The organism is Salmonella sp. SAL04202, from assembly GCF_046550775.1.
GTDB classification, from domain to species: domain Bacteria; phylum Pseudomonadota; class Gammaproteobacteria; order Enterobacterales; family Enterobacteriaceae; genus Salmonella; species Salmonella enterica.
Map to the genome: position 1 here is coordinate 65,410 of NZ_JBGDXK010000001.1, position 17,466 is coordinate 82,875.

Here is a 17,466-nt window from a genome sequence, read left to right on the forward strand (position 1 = left end):
GTGCTATTCCTTCTCGCAGATTTTGTTCAGATAGAGAAACGGTTCTTTGGTGTGAAGATCGAGTTGGTAGGCAACCCGGCAACGCTGGTTTGCCCCTGTTCCCCAGCGCACCAGTAGAGAACCCGACGGATGGGCGATACGGGCATAAATCTGCCCACTCTGGCCGACCATGCCGATGTTTGTGCCTTCACCGTTGAAAACATCAGCGCCCATTGGCGGTATGCCGCCATCCGGCATCTTCACGGAGATCAGCACCGCTTTGCCGCTGATAGTGGCGAAATTGACACGCGCGATGGCGCCGGCATAGGGCACAATCTGCTGACTTCCTCCCGTCAGTTCGGCATCGCTGCGCATCTTACGGGTGTCGAGCGTAACGTTATTGACGCGGTAAGGAGATAACGAAGGCAGAATGGCGTAACCAAAGCGATCAACCACAGCGCCCTGGCCATTTTGTACGATCGCGCCCTGCGCGCCATCGGCATGAATAAGCGCAAAGGTATCGCTGGTATAGGGGCCAGCCGTCAGACCGCCAGGGTGAAGTACCAGGGTGCCGGACGCGCCCAGCCCTTCCTGACGATAGTTATCACCCTGGTCATAGTTGGCGCGAAGTGCGCCAAACCGGGTGTTTTGTTGTAGATTACCGCCAAACGTCGTTGGCGCGCTGCTATCGCTATTACTATTGCGATAACGCTCGTAGCCGCCATAAACCGACCATGACAGGTCGCTGTTTTCACCGCTACTGCCGGTCATGGATACGGTTGAGGAACGGCTTTGACTGGACTGGTTATAATTCATGGCGACAGACGTTCTGTTTTCGCCCCAATCCAGCGGTATAGAGACATTAAACGACATTGTGGTTTCGGTATATTTTTGTCGGCTACTCACGTCCAGTGGTTCGTTAACGCCGTGATAAAAGCGATCGTAATCCCAGGTGGTGCGCTGTCGTGCGATATTCACCCCGTAGCTTATATTCCGCCACTGGTTGCTATATCCCATTTGTAGCTGTGTTATACGCGATTGGTTATTGTAGTAGTCTGCGGTGCTGGCGCTGAGGTTAAGCGTGCCAAGCCGTCCTAACGGCTGGCTTACCGTCGCGGACAGGCGATTGCGCTGATGCAGCGTGTCGGAGTAGTAATCAATCCCCGTTTTTGCTTCCCGGCGTACGCCGAGCACGTCCTGAAGATCGCGAAAGCCGTTGGTTGAATAACGATAAGCCGCCAGTACCAGGTTAGTGCCGGTGGTAAACGTTTTGCTGTAACTGAGTTCCGCGCGCCAGCCTTGCTGGCGATCGTTATGCTCTGCGCGCGCATTCGACCAGGTGGCGTTAAGGCCGAACGCGCCCATACCGGTGGCCCAGACACCGCCCGCCAGCCATGCCTGGTAACGCTGCGCAATTCGTGAACCGAGGTTGAGGGTAATGGTGTTATTAACGCCGTGCTGGAACGTTCCCTCAAAGAAACGATTTTCAATATCGTAGTACTGACGGACCCTGCCGAAGGCCAGCGAATAGTGCCAGTTACCGGGACGTACCGAATCCGGCACGGAAGAATAAGGCACGGTGAAACGTGAGGTTTTACCGCTGGCCTCGATAACCTCTACCTCCAGATCGCCTTGATAACGGGTGTTGTACAGATCGTCAATATAAAATGGGCCCGGCGGAACGTTGGTTTCATAAATCACTTTCCCCAGTTGTTTTACTACCACGTGCGCGCTACTGGCCGCTACGCCCCGAACTTCCGGCGCATAACCGCGTTTGCCCTGCGGGCGCATCCGCTCGTCGGTGACTAGTTTAGCTCCGTTAAAAGACAGACTGCCGAATAAGCTGGAGTCCGTATAGCTATCGCCCAGCGACAGAATACTGTTAATAGACGCGACAGGTCTTTGCACCCAGGTTCGAACGCTATTATAGCGCCAGGCGCTTCCGCTCTGGTTGCTATTGGCATAGCGCAGATTACTTTGATGACGGACCTGCCAAAGTCCGAGGTTAACGCCCATGTTTAAACCGCTCCATAAGTATTGGTAGCGATAATGGCTGTCGGTATTTTCGGTGTGGGTCCAGTTTGTGTTATGGCGTAAAAACAGCGCCAGCGCGCCGCTATCCCACTCTGAAGGGGAGATATAACCGCGCGGTTTGTGCGTAAGTTCGGTCATTGGAATCGTCAGCAACAGGCGAAGTGTGGCGCTATCAAATTGCCAGCCGGCATGAGGTACCCACTCCCTGAGCGGGCGACACTCGGTCGCAGCGCCGGTCGCGGGGAGTGATTTTATCTGTGCCGCTTTCATCACCGATAAGGGCAGGCAGGGTTCCGTCTGTTGACCCTCTTTTACAGCATCAAATCGAATATTAGTGCTCGCTGTTACCAGCGTGCCATTAACGTAAACGTCGGCAAGATAGTCTCCGGAAGGCGTTTGCTGTTCATTAAAACGGGCAATATTTTGTCCGTAAGTGGCCCCCTGAAGTAGCGCAGGATCAAAATAATACTCTTCACCCTGCGCGGAGCCTGAGCAAACTATGGCGATCAATAGCGCAAGGCTTTTGCGGTTCAAATTAATGGTGGGGGACATCGTAGCTCTCGCTTATCCTTGCGCCCAGGTCGTTAACCAAAGTAACGGTGACTGTACCGGAGAAGGATTTGAGTGACCGTTTGCCCGGCAGCCACCAGGTTTGACTGGAAAAAGGGGCAATCATGTCAGCATCCAGGTTATACGAAGCGCCGTTCACTTTTACATTCAGGTTACTTAAAGAGGCAAACCAGGGCTGCGGATTAACAATAACAATACCGCTTTTTCCGGAACCCTTATTTACCGTTTTAATCTGTAGTTTTTTCGCCAGATTATCAGGTTTACCTAGCCCGTCAGGACGATAGAAAAGTTTTATTCTTGAGCGCAGCATCACCAACATTTTATTTTGCCCGCCGTCGCTGCCAATATTCGTTGGTGGTACCTGTAATACGTTAAACCAGAATACTGACTCACGATCCTGCGGCAATTTTTTCGTGTTGTTATAAATTACACGTACCACCTGGCCTACTTTGGGTTGAATACGAAATACCGGCGGCGTGGCAATGAACGGCATCGCGCTGCTATTTTCCGGGCTGGTATTCATATCGCCATCGTCAAACCAGGTTTGTACGATATAAGGTATTGCATCATTATTTTTTAACTGCACATCTACGGAGGAGGCTGTTGATGGGTAAATTATTCGGCTACCCAAAATAGTAACGCTCGCCCACGATGCTGTGGCGGGTAGGGCCAGCAATAGAAAAACTATTAAGTAATATAATGCGGAATGTCGGGTATCCATTTTCATCTCAACAACTCCCTGGCGATTGAAAATGGTCTGGCGTTTCAACGCCAGACCGTAGCGACAATTATTTATACGAAACGGCGTATTGAAGGGTGGCAGCGACTGTCCCAGCCTCTGCTTTCCCGGTAGAGTAATACCGCGCGGTATAAGTCGCGCTCGCTTCAGAAGCATTTGGTTCCAGCTGTAGGTCGCCGTCGCCAGTAAAGCCGCCGGTCAGATTGATTGGCTCCCCTGAAGTGTCGAGTAATTGGACTTCAACATTTTTCGCGCTGCCAGTATTACCCAGGTTACCGTTACTGGTGACCTGATTACCGACAAAGACAGTGGAAATTTTTGTTGTTTTGTCCTGAGAGCCGGTACACCCGGACAGCCCAATATCAAACGTTATTGGCCCCGCGGTTTTCCCTTGTTCTGATAAATCTTTAGTACTTACTGTTGGTAATAACACGACGGGTTTAGCCTGATTACCATTAATCACGACAGAGCATGTTTCATCAGAGACTTCCCCTTGAAAGGTGATGGTGTTATCAGAAACAGCCATCGCGCTGCTGGAGACAAGAAGTGAGCCTGTGATCATTGCTAAATATTTTTTCATAGACATATGATAATGTTCCTGTATTAATCTTTACTTTTTCAGGACGAGTGCAATTCGCCCGAATGTTTCGTGCTTATGGAGGAGTGGTAAAAATAACGATCATTAACTCTATTTTTGGATGTGAGCTATACCCTCCTGACTATTGATAATGCGATATAAAACAAACAGACTTATTTCTCTTATCATGAAATAGAGCGATAAGCGCTTTCGTCCATGCATCTCATTAGTACAACTGATAGTGTTATCATTTGATTGAGTGTAATCCGATAACAATTCTCTCCGCGTCTGAATAGATAGACTATGTTGCAATACAAACCTGCACATTTTTGCTATGTAAAATCCGCATCAGTTAAACCTCCCGATGGATAATACGATGGTGAGATTAAGGTAAATTTTCTGAAATGTGCTTCTGAAACAGTATAATTAGTCTTACTTTTTTCTTACTTTTGGCCTTTCAGAAGTTTCCTGAGTTTGCGTTAAGGTAAAGAGAAGTGTTCAGATTTGCCTATAACTGTTTGATTTGTAATGTGCAGGTAATACTTGTGTCAATTATTGTTTACTATAAGTGAGACTTATAAGTTAAACTCAGGTTAATTAGGGGGCTGAATTCTTTTTTGAGCATGATAATATGTCGTCTGAATGATGGATGCAGTTACCTTTAGGATTGTCATGAATGAAAGCATATTTTTACTTGATAAGCGTGTTGTATTTGATAGTACGAAGATGACCTTATCGCATGGTAATGAGATAATCAGAATATCAGAAGCTGAGACCCATCTGCTTCTTGCTTTTTGGCATGGTCTTTACAAAAAAGAAGATATTATTCATTTTGTTTGGGAAAATCGTGGAGGCTGCGTCTCAGAATCAAGTTACTATAAACTCATTAATCAAATGAGAAATGATTTTAGTAGCATCGGTCTACAGCCATCTGATATCGTAACTCGCCCTCGGGTGGGGGTGTCGCTGTCTGTTGCCATTGAACCTATAAAAAAAATCACCTCCCTAAAGGTGAGTGATGAAAACGTTAAAGGCACCCCGACTCGGGAGAACATATTTTACAAAATTAAACGTCACAGCGTATTTGTGGTATTAACAGGAGCCATTCTTTTGGCATTGCTCTATGGTGTATTTACTATATATAAAGCGCCTGTTCGTAACAGCCCTGATAGTTTTTTTACATATCTTGGCGAATATAACGATTATGCAATCTATAAAACAAAAGAGGATAAGGTCACATTAAGTGAAGTAGTTTTTGCTTTTAACTCTCTAAAAATTAAAATTTACCGGCAAAATGGACGCCATCTTTATTATATCAGGGAGCCTAACATGAATATTTTTCTGCAATGCTTAAATCCTGTTGAAATGGCGGTGCCAAAATGTATTACAGTAAAAGAACGTTACTGATTATATTTGTAATATTTATCGCCATTGTCGCAATCGGATCGGTAATAGCGCTTGAGTGGGTAAATCGTGACTCTTATAGAACCAATAATCTTATATGCACGACAAAATCAGAAGCGTATATTGAACCACGAAAATTGTACATGGATGGTGGACTTGTGCTGGATCTTAAATCCGGCAGGATTACCCTACACTACGATGTTACTACCGATACGAAAGAGAAACGGCTTTTTTTTCGTGATATCTGCATCAGCAAACTGCGCAGAACGGGTATGAAAACATATACTTTTAAAGTCAATTCAGTTAAGACTTTTGAGTCTGATACTGCTGGCGATTTGTTTTCCTGGTTGAGACTGTTACAGCCTGGTACGATTAATGAGTTAAAGATGGTCAAAATTGGGAAAAATACCTACATGTTTTCGCTTAATCGACATTTGTATAATGTGTGTACCACCAGTAGTAACGTTGAGTTGTAGCCAATAATCCCTGTATTGATGGGAATTCGTTCCGTGATGGTTATGCCTCATCAGGCAGCGAACCTGGCATCTGGCTAACATATTGAATTTAGATATCTGCTATCGCTTATTTTAACGATAGTATCCTGCACCTGTTGGGTATTGATATTTTCTTGTCTATTTTCGGCACAGGGAGTGCCATCTTGCTATCATTAAGAACGTATAACCTATCTCTCAATATTGCTTTTCTATATTAATGTTACTTTAGTTATCCTATAAAAGCGTACAGTGGCAAAAGGAAGGCCGGTAAGAGGGCAATGATTTGAAAGTAAGAAAGCTATTTCTGATGTTGTTTATTGCCGTTCCACTGATCGTAATGATATTGGTGGGGTTACTCGCGGGTATCTTCCAGCTAAAACGAGATATCGCCGTCAGCGCCAATACGCTGCTGCGGTTTAGCGCGGATATATCTGCCGCCTCCTGGCAAGTCGCCGGAAAAGCCGCCAGACTGGCTGAGAGTTCCTGCACTGATACGCTGAAAGAACTGTCCAGAACGCGGGCCTTCACTCCTTATGTACGTGACATTGGGTTTCTGGAAAATGGTGATATCACTTGCTCCTTTGTCACAGGAACCGAACGCTATCATTTTTCCCGGCTGGCAGGGCTTTCTTTACCTGCTTCTTATCCGGAACGGTGGTTGCGATCTATCGGTAGTATGGCCGAAGGACCCGATCGCCTTGTTGTGGTTTATGTGAAAAAAGTAGCAGCGAATAAAGCGGCTTTCGTCATTGTGGATTCGCAGTATGTCCAGGAGCTCATAGAGATATTGGCTGCAGAGAGAGCATCAGCCTTTAGCCTGACATTCGGCGCAGGGGAGGCGATTACCAGCGCTGCGACGTTGCGCGGTAAGGCGTTTTTAACGCAGCGCTTCACCTCAACCGATCACACTATCCAGCTGATGGTGCGAACCCCTTTCTCAACGTTATCGGCATACTGGTTACAAAACCTTTTTATTTTTGTTCCGCTGTCATTGTGTCTTTCTGTAGGGATGATGTTGTTCTACAGGCGCTGGTATTTAAAACGTTTATCTCTGGCCCGGGAGATTGCCAGGGGAATAACGCACAATGAGTTTACGGTACATTATCAACCTGTTTTTAATGTTAAACACGGTAGTTGCGGCGGCGTGGAGGCGCTAATGCGCTGGCCGCAACCGGATGGCCGTTTTATAACCCCGGATATTTTTATTACCGCCGCAGAAAATGAAGGCATGATTATTCCACTCTCTCGTCATCTGTTCGAACTGATTGCTCATGACGTGATAAACTGGACTGTACCGGATGATTTCTATATCAGCGTAAATATATCGCCTGCGCATCTTATGGATGACGGTTTTATACAAGATATAGAGGCGCTCAGGACTCGTTTGGGAACGATAACGCTTATGTTGGAGCTCACCGAGCGTAGCCTGATTGTAGAACCTTCACAGGTCGCAGAAAAACTTTCAACGCTCCGTGAAAAAGGCGTGTTAATAGCGATTGATGATTTTGGGACCGGCTATTGCTCACTCTCCTATCTCCAACAATTACCTGTAGACTCTCTTAAAATAGACAGAACGTTTATCGATACCATTGATACCAGCAGCAATGATGTTCCTGTCCTGGATACTATCATTACGCTGAGTCAGCGACTGGGGCTCAATGTGGTTGCCGAAGGGGTCAGTACCCAGCACCAATTGCGTTATATCTTAAGCCACGGGGTAGGATTCGTTCAGGGATTTCTTTATGCCAGGCCGATGGAGGCTAATGACTTTATGAGCTGGCTTGGCAAGTCGGCCCAGAGGCAAAATGGTCTGCTCAAGGGGGAAAACGAATCTGCGAGTGGCCTGGTGGCTGAATAATACAGGAGCTCGCTACGGAAAAAAATTCAATAGCGCGATATATCCTGGTAATATGTTTATGCCGTGAAGAAACGTGATAGCACTGGGGCGGATATTTTTATGAGTCAGAACAATTATCTGATTGACAAAAGAGTTATTCTTGATTGTGAACGAATGACGCTTTCCTGCGCCGGAGAGTCGATAACGATATCTGAATCGGAACGCAGTTTGCTTATCGCTTTTCATGAAGGCCTTTTTAAAAAAGATGATTTAATTAACTATGTCTGGGGGCGCAAAGGTGTCGTGGTCTCTGATGCCAGTTATTATAAACTGATTAACCAGCTACGAGGATCATTTGATAAAATTGGTCTTAAGGGGGCATCTGTTGTGACTCGCCCTCGCGTGGGTGTTTTACTCTCAGTTTCCATTGAACCGTTGAGTGATGAGGCGCAAAATACGCCGTTGCCTGCTGTTGCTGAAACAGAATTATCGACAGTTGAAGTGCGACGCGATGACACTATTATCCCCCCAATACCGGGCGCTGTGAATAAAAAAGATTGGCTCTACTTTTGCCTGGCCGCGCTTCTGATGTTTTTTATGATGTATAAAGTTAAGGGTGAAAATATTGATTACTTTACCCTCCAGGGTTCGTATGATGGATACACTTTTTATAGTGTCGGGCATGATAAAACCCATCTGACGGATATCGTTGAAGCGTACTCTGAGATGAGTAATGAAATACATAAACAAAACGGAAAAATCATTTATTACATTCGCGTTCCTAATACAAATATTTTTGTCCAGTGTCTTAACCAACTTGATATAGCGGAGCCGAAATGCATTTCCATAAAAGAACGTTATTAAGCGTGGCGACGCTTGGTATGTTGGCTGTTTCAGTCGTACTGATGGTAGTTTGGGTACGAAACAGTAGCCATAGTTCTATTAATACTAATGAATTTTTATGCACGACAAGAACGGTAACGACGATACAGCCTAAAGATATCCATGCCGATGGCAGTCTTGTTCTTGATTTTAAGATGAAGAGAATTACGCTTCAATATGAAATAAAAACAAAAGATAACGGTGTAAAAATATTATACCGGGACGTGTATATGAAAAATTTACATCGAACAGCGCCTGGTGTTTATACGTTCGAAGTATCCCAGGTAAAAGTCTTTGCCACGGACACGGCTGGCGATCTGTTATCATATTTACGGGTTCTGCATCCGGAAGCGGCTAATGAGATTCGAATATCTAAAGTGGGTGAGAAAACCTTTTTTTATTCTCTTAATCGGCAGCTTTATAACGTTTGTACCGCGCAGTAGATCTGAATGTTGTCTGAATGCGTCAGAAAGCGAGTTGCGAAATTGCCCTCCGCAAGGGTAAAGGTTAACTCTATTACCAGTTAAAGTGCATGAAAAACAATGGGTTATGAGTTTTTGGCTCGTCAGGTAGGTAACTGATACTCGCTGATAACCTCTCGCAGTCCGCCCGACGGATGCGATGCCAGGATCGGGTCTGAAGCAACTATGAATCCGCTATTAATAAAAAAGTAAGAACTCTGTAAGACTGATTTCATATCCATTATCGAATATATCAGGTTATATTACCTCCGCAGTTGGCATGACTGGTAATAAGCGCATTAGGTGCTCTTAATCTAAATGCTATTTGTGTGCCATAAGTTCCGGTACCGCCTTAATTATATATCAAAAATGGAGTGGTTTTAATGAAAAGACGGTCTTCGTTCCTTGTTTTTTTAGGTTTATTATTAGCGTCACCTTTAGCTTTGGCTAACGATCAGCACACCGTATCGTTTGGTTATGCACAAACTCATCTCAGTTCATTGAAAAATAGCGATAGCAAAGATCTGCGAGGCTTTAATTTTAAATATCGTTACGAGTTTAATGAGACCTGGGGGATGTTAGGCTCATTCACCGCGACGCGCAATGAAATGGAGAACTACACCTGGAAAGAGGGAAAATTGCATAAAAATGGTTCCGATTCTGTAGACTATGGTTCTTTGATGTTTGGACCAACATATCGTTTTAATGACTATGTGAGCCTGTACGGCAATGCGGGTATAGCGACGATGAAATTTAATAAACACTCAAAAGAAGACTCCTTTGCCTACGGCGCTGGCGTAATATTTAATCCAGTTAAGAGTATATCTATCGATGCATCATGGGAAGCCAGTCGTTTCTTCGCTGTGGATACCAATACATTTGGTGTCAGCGTAGGTTATCGCTTCTGACATTAAAATTATAAGCGTTACGTTTATGGCAAGGAATTAAAAATAATATGGCGCTGCTACAGAATAGGGATGGTTATGAGCGCTCAGGTAATCTTAAGAGGAAGATAAAACACTCACCGTAGCGTTATTCTATTGATGAAATTATGATAAATTCACTATCGGAACAACTTCCGTTAAAAACGATAGGTATAGTTTTAACGGATGATTATTATACTTATTTAGGCATCGCTTCACTCTTTGAGGATGGGAAGTGCTTTATGTTCCCACTCAATGGAGAATATAATTCGTGTCAGATATCAGCTAGCGAAGATATCATAATTATTATTGATGGACGAGTTTTGATTCAGGGGGTCTGGAAAGGTTTTAAGGCGCTCATGCAGCATTATCCACATGCTCGTCGAATCTGGCTCACGCGCAGAGATATTGGAAAACTTTATCCACATGGCTGCGATAGAGATCCTGATATCGATCCCGATTTGGCAAAGCCTGTTTTTATTGAGCATTTCATTAAATACGCTTGTGCAAACGAAGTAGCGGTCGGTGAACTTGCGCCGTTGACAAAAAAGGAGGAGGAGTTGTTATGGCACTTTTTATATAAAAAGTCGATGAGTCAGATCGCCAGTAGCTATGGCATGAGTCGTAAGACTTTGTACATTCATAGATTGCGTATCTGTCGTAAATATGGCTTCAAACGCTTTTTCCATTTGCTATTTATTTACCAAAGAAGTCGCCATATCTTCGCATCTAAAATTTGCCGTGTAGACAAAAACGCCGATCAGGCTTGAAGCAAACAAGATGAAAAAGTTAACGATGAGAGAGTGTGAAAGCATCAATCCTACTATGCTGCTTGCCATTAAGATACTTATCTCGGCGCTTGACGAAAAAACAAAAATAAGACTCAGAGAGCATATTGAAAAAACTGAACAAGAAATAGCCTCAAGCATACATGATAGCATCATGACAGAGACTTTTCTTCAGCAAATGAAAGACATTCGTTACATCTTAAATATAGTTCCTTGACGGCGTTCAGAAGCAAGAACGCGTTATTATTTAATGATTAATAGACCAGGTATTAGTATGAAAAAGATCTTAGTATGTTTCGTCGGCTTGGCTTTAACCGCATGTAGCGCTAATTCGTTGAATTATGGCGCTGAACAGGTACGGGTGATGACCAGCGAGCCAGGTAAGGAATGCAGCTACTTAGGGGATATCACGGGCAGCCAGGGGAATTTCTTTACCGGTGGCTGGACTTCCAACAGTAACCTGGAAACGGGTGCCCGTAACGATCTGAAAAACAAAGCTTATAAAATGGGCGGAAATACGGTAGTCCTGTTAACCCAGCGTGCAGGCCAGACAGGAAGTTCATGGCACGGTTCTGGCTCAAGCAAACAAACGAATGTCACGTTAAGCGGGAACGTTTATCGTTGCCCTCGTTAACCTTATTTTGCAGGCAATATATGCCTGTTTAGCGCGCGCGCCGCACTGGCGACGCGCGCGCTATTTGGGCTAACCTTGCTTTTTCTCGCTGTATTCCCGCCAACCGCCGCCTAATGCTTTATACAGATTAATGATATTTAGCTGTTGCATGAGCCGTGTGCGTACCAGGCGCTGTTGCGCGCCATAAAGCATACGATGGGTATCAAGCAGCGTAAGGTAGTCATCGACGCCTTCCTGAAAACGGAGTCCGGCCAGCTCATAGGCGATTTGACTGGCTTCAACCGCGCGTTGTTCTGATTGCACCTGGTCATTCAGCGTACGCTGTCCCGCCAGACCATCCGCCACATCGCGAAAGGCTTGCTGAATAACGTTTTCATAGCTGGCGATTTCAATCTGTTTTTGGACATGCGCCCTATCCAGGTCAGCGCGTAATGCGCCTCCGTAAAAGAGAGGCAAGGTGATTTGCGGTAGAAAGCGCCAGCTTCCCGATCCCGGTTCAAAGAGTCCGCTAAGAGACGCGCTGGCCGTTCCCGCCGCGCCTGTCAGGCTGATGGTCGGGAAGAAGGCGGCGCGCGCTGCGCCTATCCGGGCGTTTGCGCCACGCAGCCTGTACTCGGCGGCGCGAATATCCGGGCGGCGTACCAGCAGATCTGACGGTAATCCGCCTGGCAGAGTGGTCGGGATCGCGCCTTCCGTAAGCGTGACCGCCTCGTTTAGTCGACGCGACAGTTCAGGCGTGAGCGGCTGGCCCAACAGCAATTCCAGCGCGTTACGATCCCGCGCCAACTGTCGCGTATACGCCGCGCGATTGATTTCGGCAGAACGCAGCGCGATCTCCGCCATACGCAGATCGAGCTGTGTGGCGTTGCCTGTCCGGGCAAGCTGGGTTGTCAATGTGTATGAACTTTTTTGTGCGGCCAGCGTATTTTCGGTTAAGCGCAGCAGCTCCCGGTCAGCCCGTAGCGTCAGCCAGGCGCTGGCGACTTCGGAAACCAGGCTCATTCGCGCCGCAATGTACGTCTCATCAAGCGCCATATAGGCGGCTAATGCCTGGTCGCTAAGGCTTCGCACTCGCCCCCAGAGATCCAGTTCCCAGGCCGTCGTCGCCCCAGCCGCCTCGTAGCGTCGGTTAATCTCAGGCTCGTCCGTGACGCTGAGATCGGCGGGAGTGCGACTGGCGTCCATGGCGGTGGCGATGCCGAGCGTCGGCAGCATCTCCGCGCGCTGAATGCGGTATAACGCCCGGGCGGCTTCAACATTGAGCCCTGCCTTGCGTAAATCCCGATTATTGCGTAACGCGATCGCAATCAGTTCCTGTAGAAGCGGATCGTGGAAGAAATCACGCCAGCCAATGTCAGCGGCATCCGGCGCGCCAGAAACGGTTGACGTTGCGTAGGGATAGATCATCGCAGTCGGCGATGCGGGGCGTTCGTGCTTCGGCGCCATCGTACAGCCAGCAAGCGTGGTGACGAAAGCAAGCGTCGCCAGCGTGGCGGTCTGCCGATAGCCTGTAAAAGTGATCTTCATTATGCCATTCCCATCATTATGCTTGCTGATCATGCGAATCAATGCGGTTCTCACGCTTTAATGCCATCCTGCGAACCACCACGTAAAATACAGGCGTCAATAACAGGCCGAAGAGCGTGACGCCCAACATTCCGGCAAACACGGCGATGCCCATCGCATGTCGCATTTCCGCGCCGGCACCCGTCGCGAGTACCAGCGGTACTACGCCTGCGATAAAGGCGAATGAGGTCATCAGGATAGGACGCAGACGCAGGCGGGACGCTTCCAGTACGGCGGTCAGCGGGTCTGCGCCGTCGTGTTCTTTGGCGCGGGCAAACTCGACAATCAAAATGGCGTTCTTGGCCGCCAGGCCGACCAGCACCACGAAACCAATCTGCGTAAAGATATTGTTATCTCCGCCAGATACCCACACGCCGACAATGGCTGAGAGTAATGACATAGGCGCAATAAGCAGGACGGCGAAGGGCAGCGACCAACTGTTGTACTGCGCCGCCAGGATCAGGAAGGCCAACAGCACCGCCAGCGCAAAGATAGCAAGCGCAGAGTTGCCGGCCTGTTTTTCCTGATAAACCAGATCGGTCCATTCGAAGACCATCCCTTCCGGCAACGTTTCACGCACGATCTTTTCAATCGCGTCCGTCGCCTGTCCGGAGGAGAAGCCCGGAGCCGGTCCACCGCTAATATCTACCGAGGGGAAGCCGTTGTAATGGATGATTCTGTCTGGCCCCGACTGGCGCATAATCGTGACGAAAGCGCTAAGCGGGATCATCTCGCCCTTCGCATTGCGGACTTTAAGCAGGCCGATATCCTCTTGTTGCATACGGAATGGCGCATCGGCCTGCGCCATCACCCGCCAGGTACGGCCAAATCGGTTGAAATCGTTGACGTAAAGCGAGCCGAGGTTAATTTGCAACGTTTCAAAGATGTCGGTGAGCGATACCCCCATTGATTTCGCCTTTACCCGGTCGATATCCACCTGTAATTGCGGGGCGTTCGTCTGGAAACTGGCCAGCATATTGGCCAGTTCGGGCGTCTGCATCGCCTTAGACATAATCTCGCTTTGCACCTTTGTCATCGCTTCAAATCCCAGTTCCGCACGATCTTCAATCTGCAATTTAAAGCCGCCCGTCGCGCCAAGCCCTGGAACCGGCGGCGGCGGGAAGATGCCAATAAACCCGTCGGGAATGTGGCTAAATTTGTGCATTAGCTTTCCGGCGATAGCGTTAGCGGAAAGCGAAGGATCTTCACGCTCGTCAAAGGGTTTCAGCATGGCGAACATCAGCGCCGAATTTGGCACATTTACCGGGCCGTTAACCGACAGACCGGGGAAGACGACGACGCTTTCAACGCCGGGTTCCGCCAGCGCGATAGCGGACATCTGTTTCACGACCGCCTCTGTGCGATCCAACGATGCGCCGCTTGGGAGCTGGGCGATGCCGACGAGATAGTATTTATCCTGCGCAGGCACAAACCCGTTCGGCACCTGATGGAAGCCAAGCCAGGTCAGCCCCACAAAGCCAGCATAGAGCACCATCACAATGACGCTGCCGCGCACGGCCCGACGGACGGCGCTAACATAGCGGTTCGACGCGCTGTCGAAGAAACGGTTAAAGCGATGGAAAAAACCGCCAGTGACCGTGCCCATCAACCGCGTTAGCCAGTCAGCCTTCGCAGTATCGTGGTGCGGTCTTAGCAAAATGGCAGCCAGCGCAGGGGAGAGCGTCAGCGAGTTAATGGCCGAAAGGATGGTCGAAATAGCGATGGTCAACGCGAACTGACGATAAAACTCACCCTGCAGGCCCGCCAGGAATGCGGAAGGGATAAAGACCGCCGTTAGCACCGAGGTAATAGAAAGAATGGGACCAGTGACTTCATCCATCGCCTTCTTTGCCGCCTCTCCGGGACTTTTGCCCTGCGAGATATGCCGTTCCACGTTTTCGACCACAACGATGGCGTCATCGACAACGATACCTATCGACAGGACCAAACCAAACAGCGAAAGCGTATTCAGCGAAAAGCCAAACAGGTGCATCAAGGCAAAGGTGCCGACCAGCGAAACGGGAACCGCCACCAGAGGAATAATGGACGCCCGCCAGGTTTGCAGGAACAGCACCACGACAAGGACGACCAGCACGAGGGCTTCCAGCAACGTAATCGCCACCGATTGTAGCGATGCGCGCACGAAGACCGTAGGATCATAGGCAATCCGGTATTCGATATCCTGCGGGAAGTTTCGCTGCAACTCATCCATTTTGCCGCGAATCGCGTTAGAAACGTCAATCGCATTGGCACCCGGACTTTGAATAATCTGTAACGCTGGCGCCGCTTCGCCATTCAGTAAACTGCGCAGCGTATAGGCATCTGCGCCCAGCGTGACGCGGGCGACATCACGCAGACGCGTCACCTCGCCGTCAGCGCCGATTTTTACCACAATCTCGCCGAACTGTTCTTCGCTGGTCAGGCGGCCCAGCGTGTTTACCGTCATCTGAAAAGCGGCGGAGGCCTCCGGCTGTTGCCCGACGGAACCGGCGGCGACCTGTACGTTTTGTTCCCGCAACGCCGTAACGATATCACTGGCGGTAAGACCGCGGTTGGCGATTTTCGTCGGGTCCAGCCAGACGCGCATGGCGTACTCGCCCGCGCCCCAGACGAGAACATCGCCGACGCCGGGTAAACGGGCCAGCTCGTCGCGAACCTGCCGGATGGCGAAGTTAGACAGGTAAAGCGAGTCATAGCGTTTTTGCGGCGAGACAAGATGGACCACCATCAATATATCGGGTGACGTTTTCTCCGTTACAACGCCAATTCGCTGGACTTCTTCGGGCAGGCGAGGCAGCGCGCGGGATACCCGGTTTTGCACCTGAATTTGCGCCATATCAGGATCGGTTCCCTGTTCGAAGGCGATAGAGATAACCATGCGACCATCAATGGCCATCTGGGTATTCATATACAACATGCCGTCAACGCCGTTGATCACCTGTTCCAGCGGCGCGGCTACCGTATCGGCAATCACTTGCGGGTTAGCGCCGGGGTAGCTGGCGCTAACCTGTACCGTGGGCGGCGTAACGGCCGGATATTCACTCAGCGGCAGTTTTAAAAAGGCGATAGCGCCAGCCAGCAGCATTAACAGCGACAGGACGATGGCGAAGATGGGTCGTGCAATGAAAAAGTGGGTGAATTTCATTGGCGCACCGCCTTCGGCGCACTGTCGCCGTCCGCTTTAGTCAATGTCGCGGTCTGTTTATCGGTCACATTCTGCCGCATCGGCACCAGACGCGGCGCAACGGTCATGCCAGGACGCACCAGCCCCTTGAGGATGATTTTTTCTCCCGGCTGTACTCCCTGTGTAACGACGCGGAGTCCATCGACCATTTGTCCCAGCTCAACCGGACGATACTCCACCTGATTCTCCTTGCCGACGATCAGCACATAGTTTTTGCCCTGATCGGCGCTCACCGCCAGATCGTCAATTAGCACGGTTTCCCGCGGCTCGCCGATGGGCAAACTGATTCGGGCAAACAGGCCGGGAGAAAGCATTCCGTCGGGGTCAGGAATCACGGCGCGTGCCCGGATAGTGCCGGTGCTGCGGTTCATCTGATTGCCCATAAAGTCGAGTACGCCCTGATAAGGCAGCCCGTTATCGGTGGTTAACCCCATGTTGACTACCGGTGGATTTTTGTCGGAGCGGGTATGCCGTAACGCCTTCAGCCAGGTGGCTTCGTCAATATCGAAATACACATACATGGGATTGTGAGACACGATAGTCGTCAGAAGCGTGGCGTTACCCGCTACGCCGCCGCTGACCAGATTGCCCCGGGTCACCAGTATGCGGTCAACGCGTCCGGCAATGGGCGCGGTAATACGGGTCCAGGAGAGTTCAAGGCGCGCTGCGGCGACGGCGGCTTTGGCCGATTGCATCTGCGCCTGTCGCGCATTACGCGTGGCGGTGACATCGTCAGCGTTTTTACGTGATACGGCGCCGCTGGCGACCAGTCGTTGAATGCGATCGAAATCCGCCTGCGCCTGGCGGGCCAGTACTTCAGCCTGACGTAATTGCGCGACGGCGGTGTCGAGGGCGACCTCGAACGGGCGCGGATCGATCTGGAACAGCAGTTGTCCGCGGCTTACCAGACGTCCTTCCGGAACGCTGACGGCGTCAAGGGTTCCTCCCACGCGCGAACGCAGCTCCACGGTCTCCGGCGCGGCCAGAAAACCGGTGAATTCCGCCGTAGGCGCGAGTGTGCGGCTAAGGGCTTTAGCAACCGGTACCGACGGTGGAGGCGGCGCGCTGGCCGGGGGGCCGACGGCGTTGTCTTTATCCCATAGTGCTTCGCCGGCCATGTAAATCACGCCCCCGATGGCGGCGATGACGCCGGCTATCAACATAATTTTGAATGTTCTACGCATGTCGTTTCCCTCTTTACCGCAGCGTGTCGGCCATTCCGCAACGCTGCCGCAGAATTTTTGGCAAAGGCTAGGCGTTACAACGAAGGAAAGGTCAAGCGTTCCTGACGGTTTTTTACGGGGCGTGGGTCGGCATCGTGGCGTAAATGTCTCGCATCATCCTCTTTTATGAGCCATCTCACATTCTCGCCGAACCGTGCAGCCTGAATACGC

Annotated in this window: 14 protein-coding genes and 1 pseudogene; 9 read left to right on the plus strand and 6 right to left on the minus strand. The window is 49.4% G+C overall.

Annotated elements, in window-relative coordinates:
- Positions 1-3 precede the first annotated feature (3 nt).
- The 3 genes from ACLJQJ_RS00385 to ACLJQJ_RS00395 form a co-directional block, all read right to left on the minus strand.
- Positions 4-2,565 (minus strand): fimbrial outer membrane usher protein, encoded by a 2,562-nt coding sequence (locus ACLJQJ_RS00385; RefSeq protein ID WP_063809052.1) that lies wholly within the window; start codon positions 2,563-2,565, stop codon positions 4-6.
- Positions 2,549-3,310 (minus strand): fimbrial biogenesis chaperone StbB, encoded by a 762-nt coding sequence (gene stbB, locus ACLJQJ_RS00390; RefSeq protein WP_063809053.1) that lies wholly within the window; start codon positions 3,308-3,310, stop codon positions 2,549-2,551. The genes ACLJQJ_RS00385 and stbB overlap by 17 nt, the downstream gene beginning before the upstream one ends.
- 61 nt (positions 3,311-3,371) lie before the next feature.
- Positions 3,372-3,908, minus strand: a complete 537-nt coding sequence (locus ACLJQJ_RS00395; RefSeq protein WP_000062035.1) for a fimbrial protein — start codon at positions 3,906-3,908, stop codon at positions 3,372-3,374.
- A gap of 663 nt (positions 3,909-4,571) precedes the next feature.
- Between ACLJQJ_RS00395 and ACLJQJ_RS00400 the strand changes: the two genes are divergently transcribed.
- From ACLJQJ_RS00400 to ACLJQJ_RS00440, 9 genes and pseudogenes are all read left to right on the plus strand, one after another.
- On the plus strand, positions 4,572-5,306 hold the full coding sequence (locus tag ACLJQJ_RS00400; protein ID WP_023195648.1) for a transcriptional regulator: 735 nt from the start codon (positions 4,572-4,574) through the stop codon (positions 5,304-5,306).
- Positions 5,279-5,579, plus strand: a pseudogene (locus ACLJQJ_RS00405) (hypothetical protein). The gene ACLJQJ_RS00400 and the pseudogene ACLJQJ_RS00405 overlap by 28 nt, the downstream one beginning before the upstream one ends.
- 501 nt (positions 5,580-6,080) lie before the next feature.
- Positions 6,081-7,655, plus strand: a complete 1,575-nt coding sequence (locus ACLJQJ_RS00410) for an EAL domain-containing protein (protein WP_074182091.1) — start codon at positions 6,081-6,083, stop codon at positions 7,653-7,655.
- 99 nt (positions 7,656-7,754) lie between these two features.
- Complete coding sequence (locus ACLJQJ_RS00415) at positions 7,755-8,498, plus strand: transcriptional regulator (protein WP_000081365.1); 744 nt, start codon at positions 7,755-7,757, stop codon at positions 8,496-8,498.
- Positions 8,471-8,959 carry a hypothetical protein gene (locus ACLJQJ_RS00420; RefSeq protein WP_000545426.1) on the plus strand — a complete coding sequence of 163 codons (489 nt, stop codon included), beginning with the start codon at positions 8,471-8,473 and terminating at the stop codon, positions 8,957-8,959. The genes ACLJQJ_RS00415 and ACLJQJ_RS00420 overlap by 28 nt, the downstream gene beginning before the upstream one ends.
- Positions 8,960-9,360: 401 nt before the next feature.
- Positions 9,361-9,885, plus strand: a complete 525-nt coding sequence (locus ACLJQJ_RS00425; RefSeq protein ID WP_000830237.1) for an Ail/Lom family outer membrane beta-barrel protein — start codon at positions 9,361-9,363, stop codon at positions 9,883-9,885.
- A gap of 143 nt (positions 9,886-10,028) precedes the next feature.
- Complete coding sequence (locus ACLJQJ_RS00430; RefSeq protein WP_000610827.1) at positions 10,029-10,670, plus strand: helix-turn-helix transcriptional regulator; 642 nt, start codon at positions 10,029-10,031, stop codon at positions 10,668-10,670.
- Positions 10,671-10,680: 10 nt separating this feature from the next.
- Positions 10,681-10,905: a membrane protein gene (locus ACLJQJ_RS00435; RefSeq protein ID WP_000737127.1), complete on the plus strand. Its 225-nt coding sequence runs from the start codon at positions 10,681-10,683 to the stop codon at positions 10,903-10,905.
- A gap of 57 nt (positions 10,906-10,962) precedes the next feature.
- The gene (locus ACLJQJ_RS00440; protein ID WP_000722978.1) at positions 10,963-11,322 is read left to right on the plus strand and encodes a DUF4156 domain-containing protein; all 360 of its coding nucleotides are present in this window, start codon (positions 10,963-10,965) and stop codon (positions 11,320-11,322) included.
- Between the two features lie 69 nt (positions 11,323-11,391).
- Here ACLJQJ_RS00440 and mdsC read toward each other — a convergent pair whose 3' ends face one another.
- The 3 genes from mdsC to mdsA are packed head-to-tail and all read right to left on the minus strand — an operon-like array spanning position 11,392 to position 17,256.
- Positions 11,392-12,849: a multidrug efflux transporter outer membrane subunit MdsC gene (gene mdsC / locus ACLJQJ_RS00445; RefSeq protein ID WP_063809064.1), complete on the minus strand. Its 1,458-nt coding sequence runs from the start codon at positions 12,847-12,849 to the stop codon at positions 11,392-11,394.
- A gap of 16 nt (positions 12,850-12,865) precedes the next feature.
- The gene (gene mdsB / locus ACLJQJ_RS00450) at positions 12,866-16,033 is read right to left on the minus strand and encodes a multidrug efflux RND transporter permease subunit MdsB (RefSeq protein ID WP_063809055.1); all 3,168 of its coding nucleotides are present in this window, start codon (positions 16,031-16,033) and stop codon (positions 12,866-12,868) included.
- Positions 16,030-17,256 (minus strand): multidrug efflux RND transporter periplasmic adaptor subunit MdsA, encoded by a 1,227-nt coding sequence (mdsA, locus tag ACLJQJ_RS00455; RefSeq protein WP_023193432.1) that lies wholly within the window; start codon positions 17,254-17,256, stop codon positions 16,030-16,032. The genes mdsB and mdsA overlap by 4 nt, the downstream gene beginning before the upstream one ends.
- Positions 17,257-17,466 lie beyond the last annotated feature (210 nt).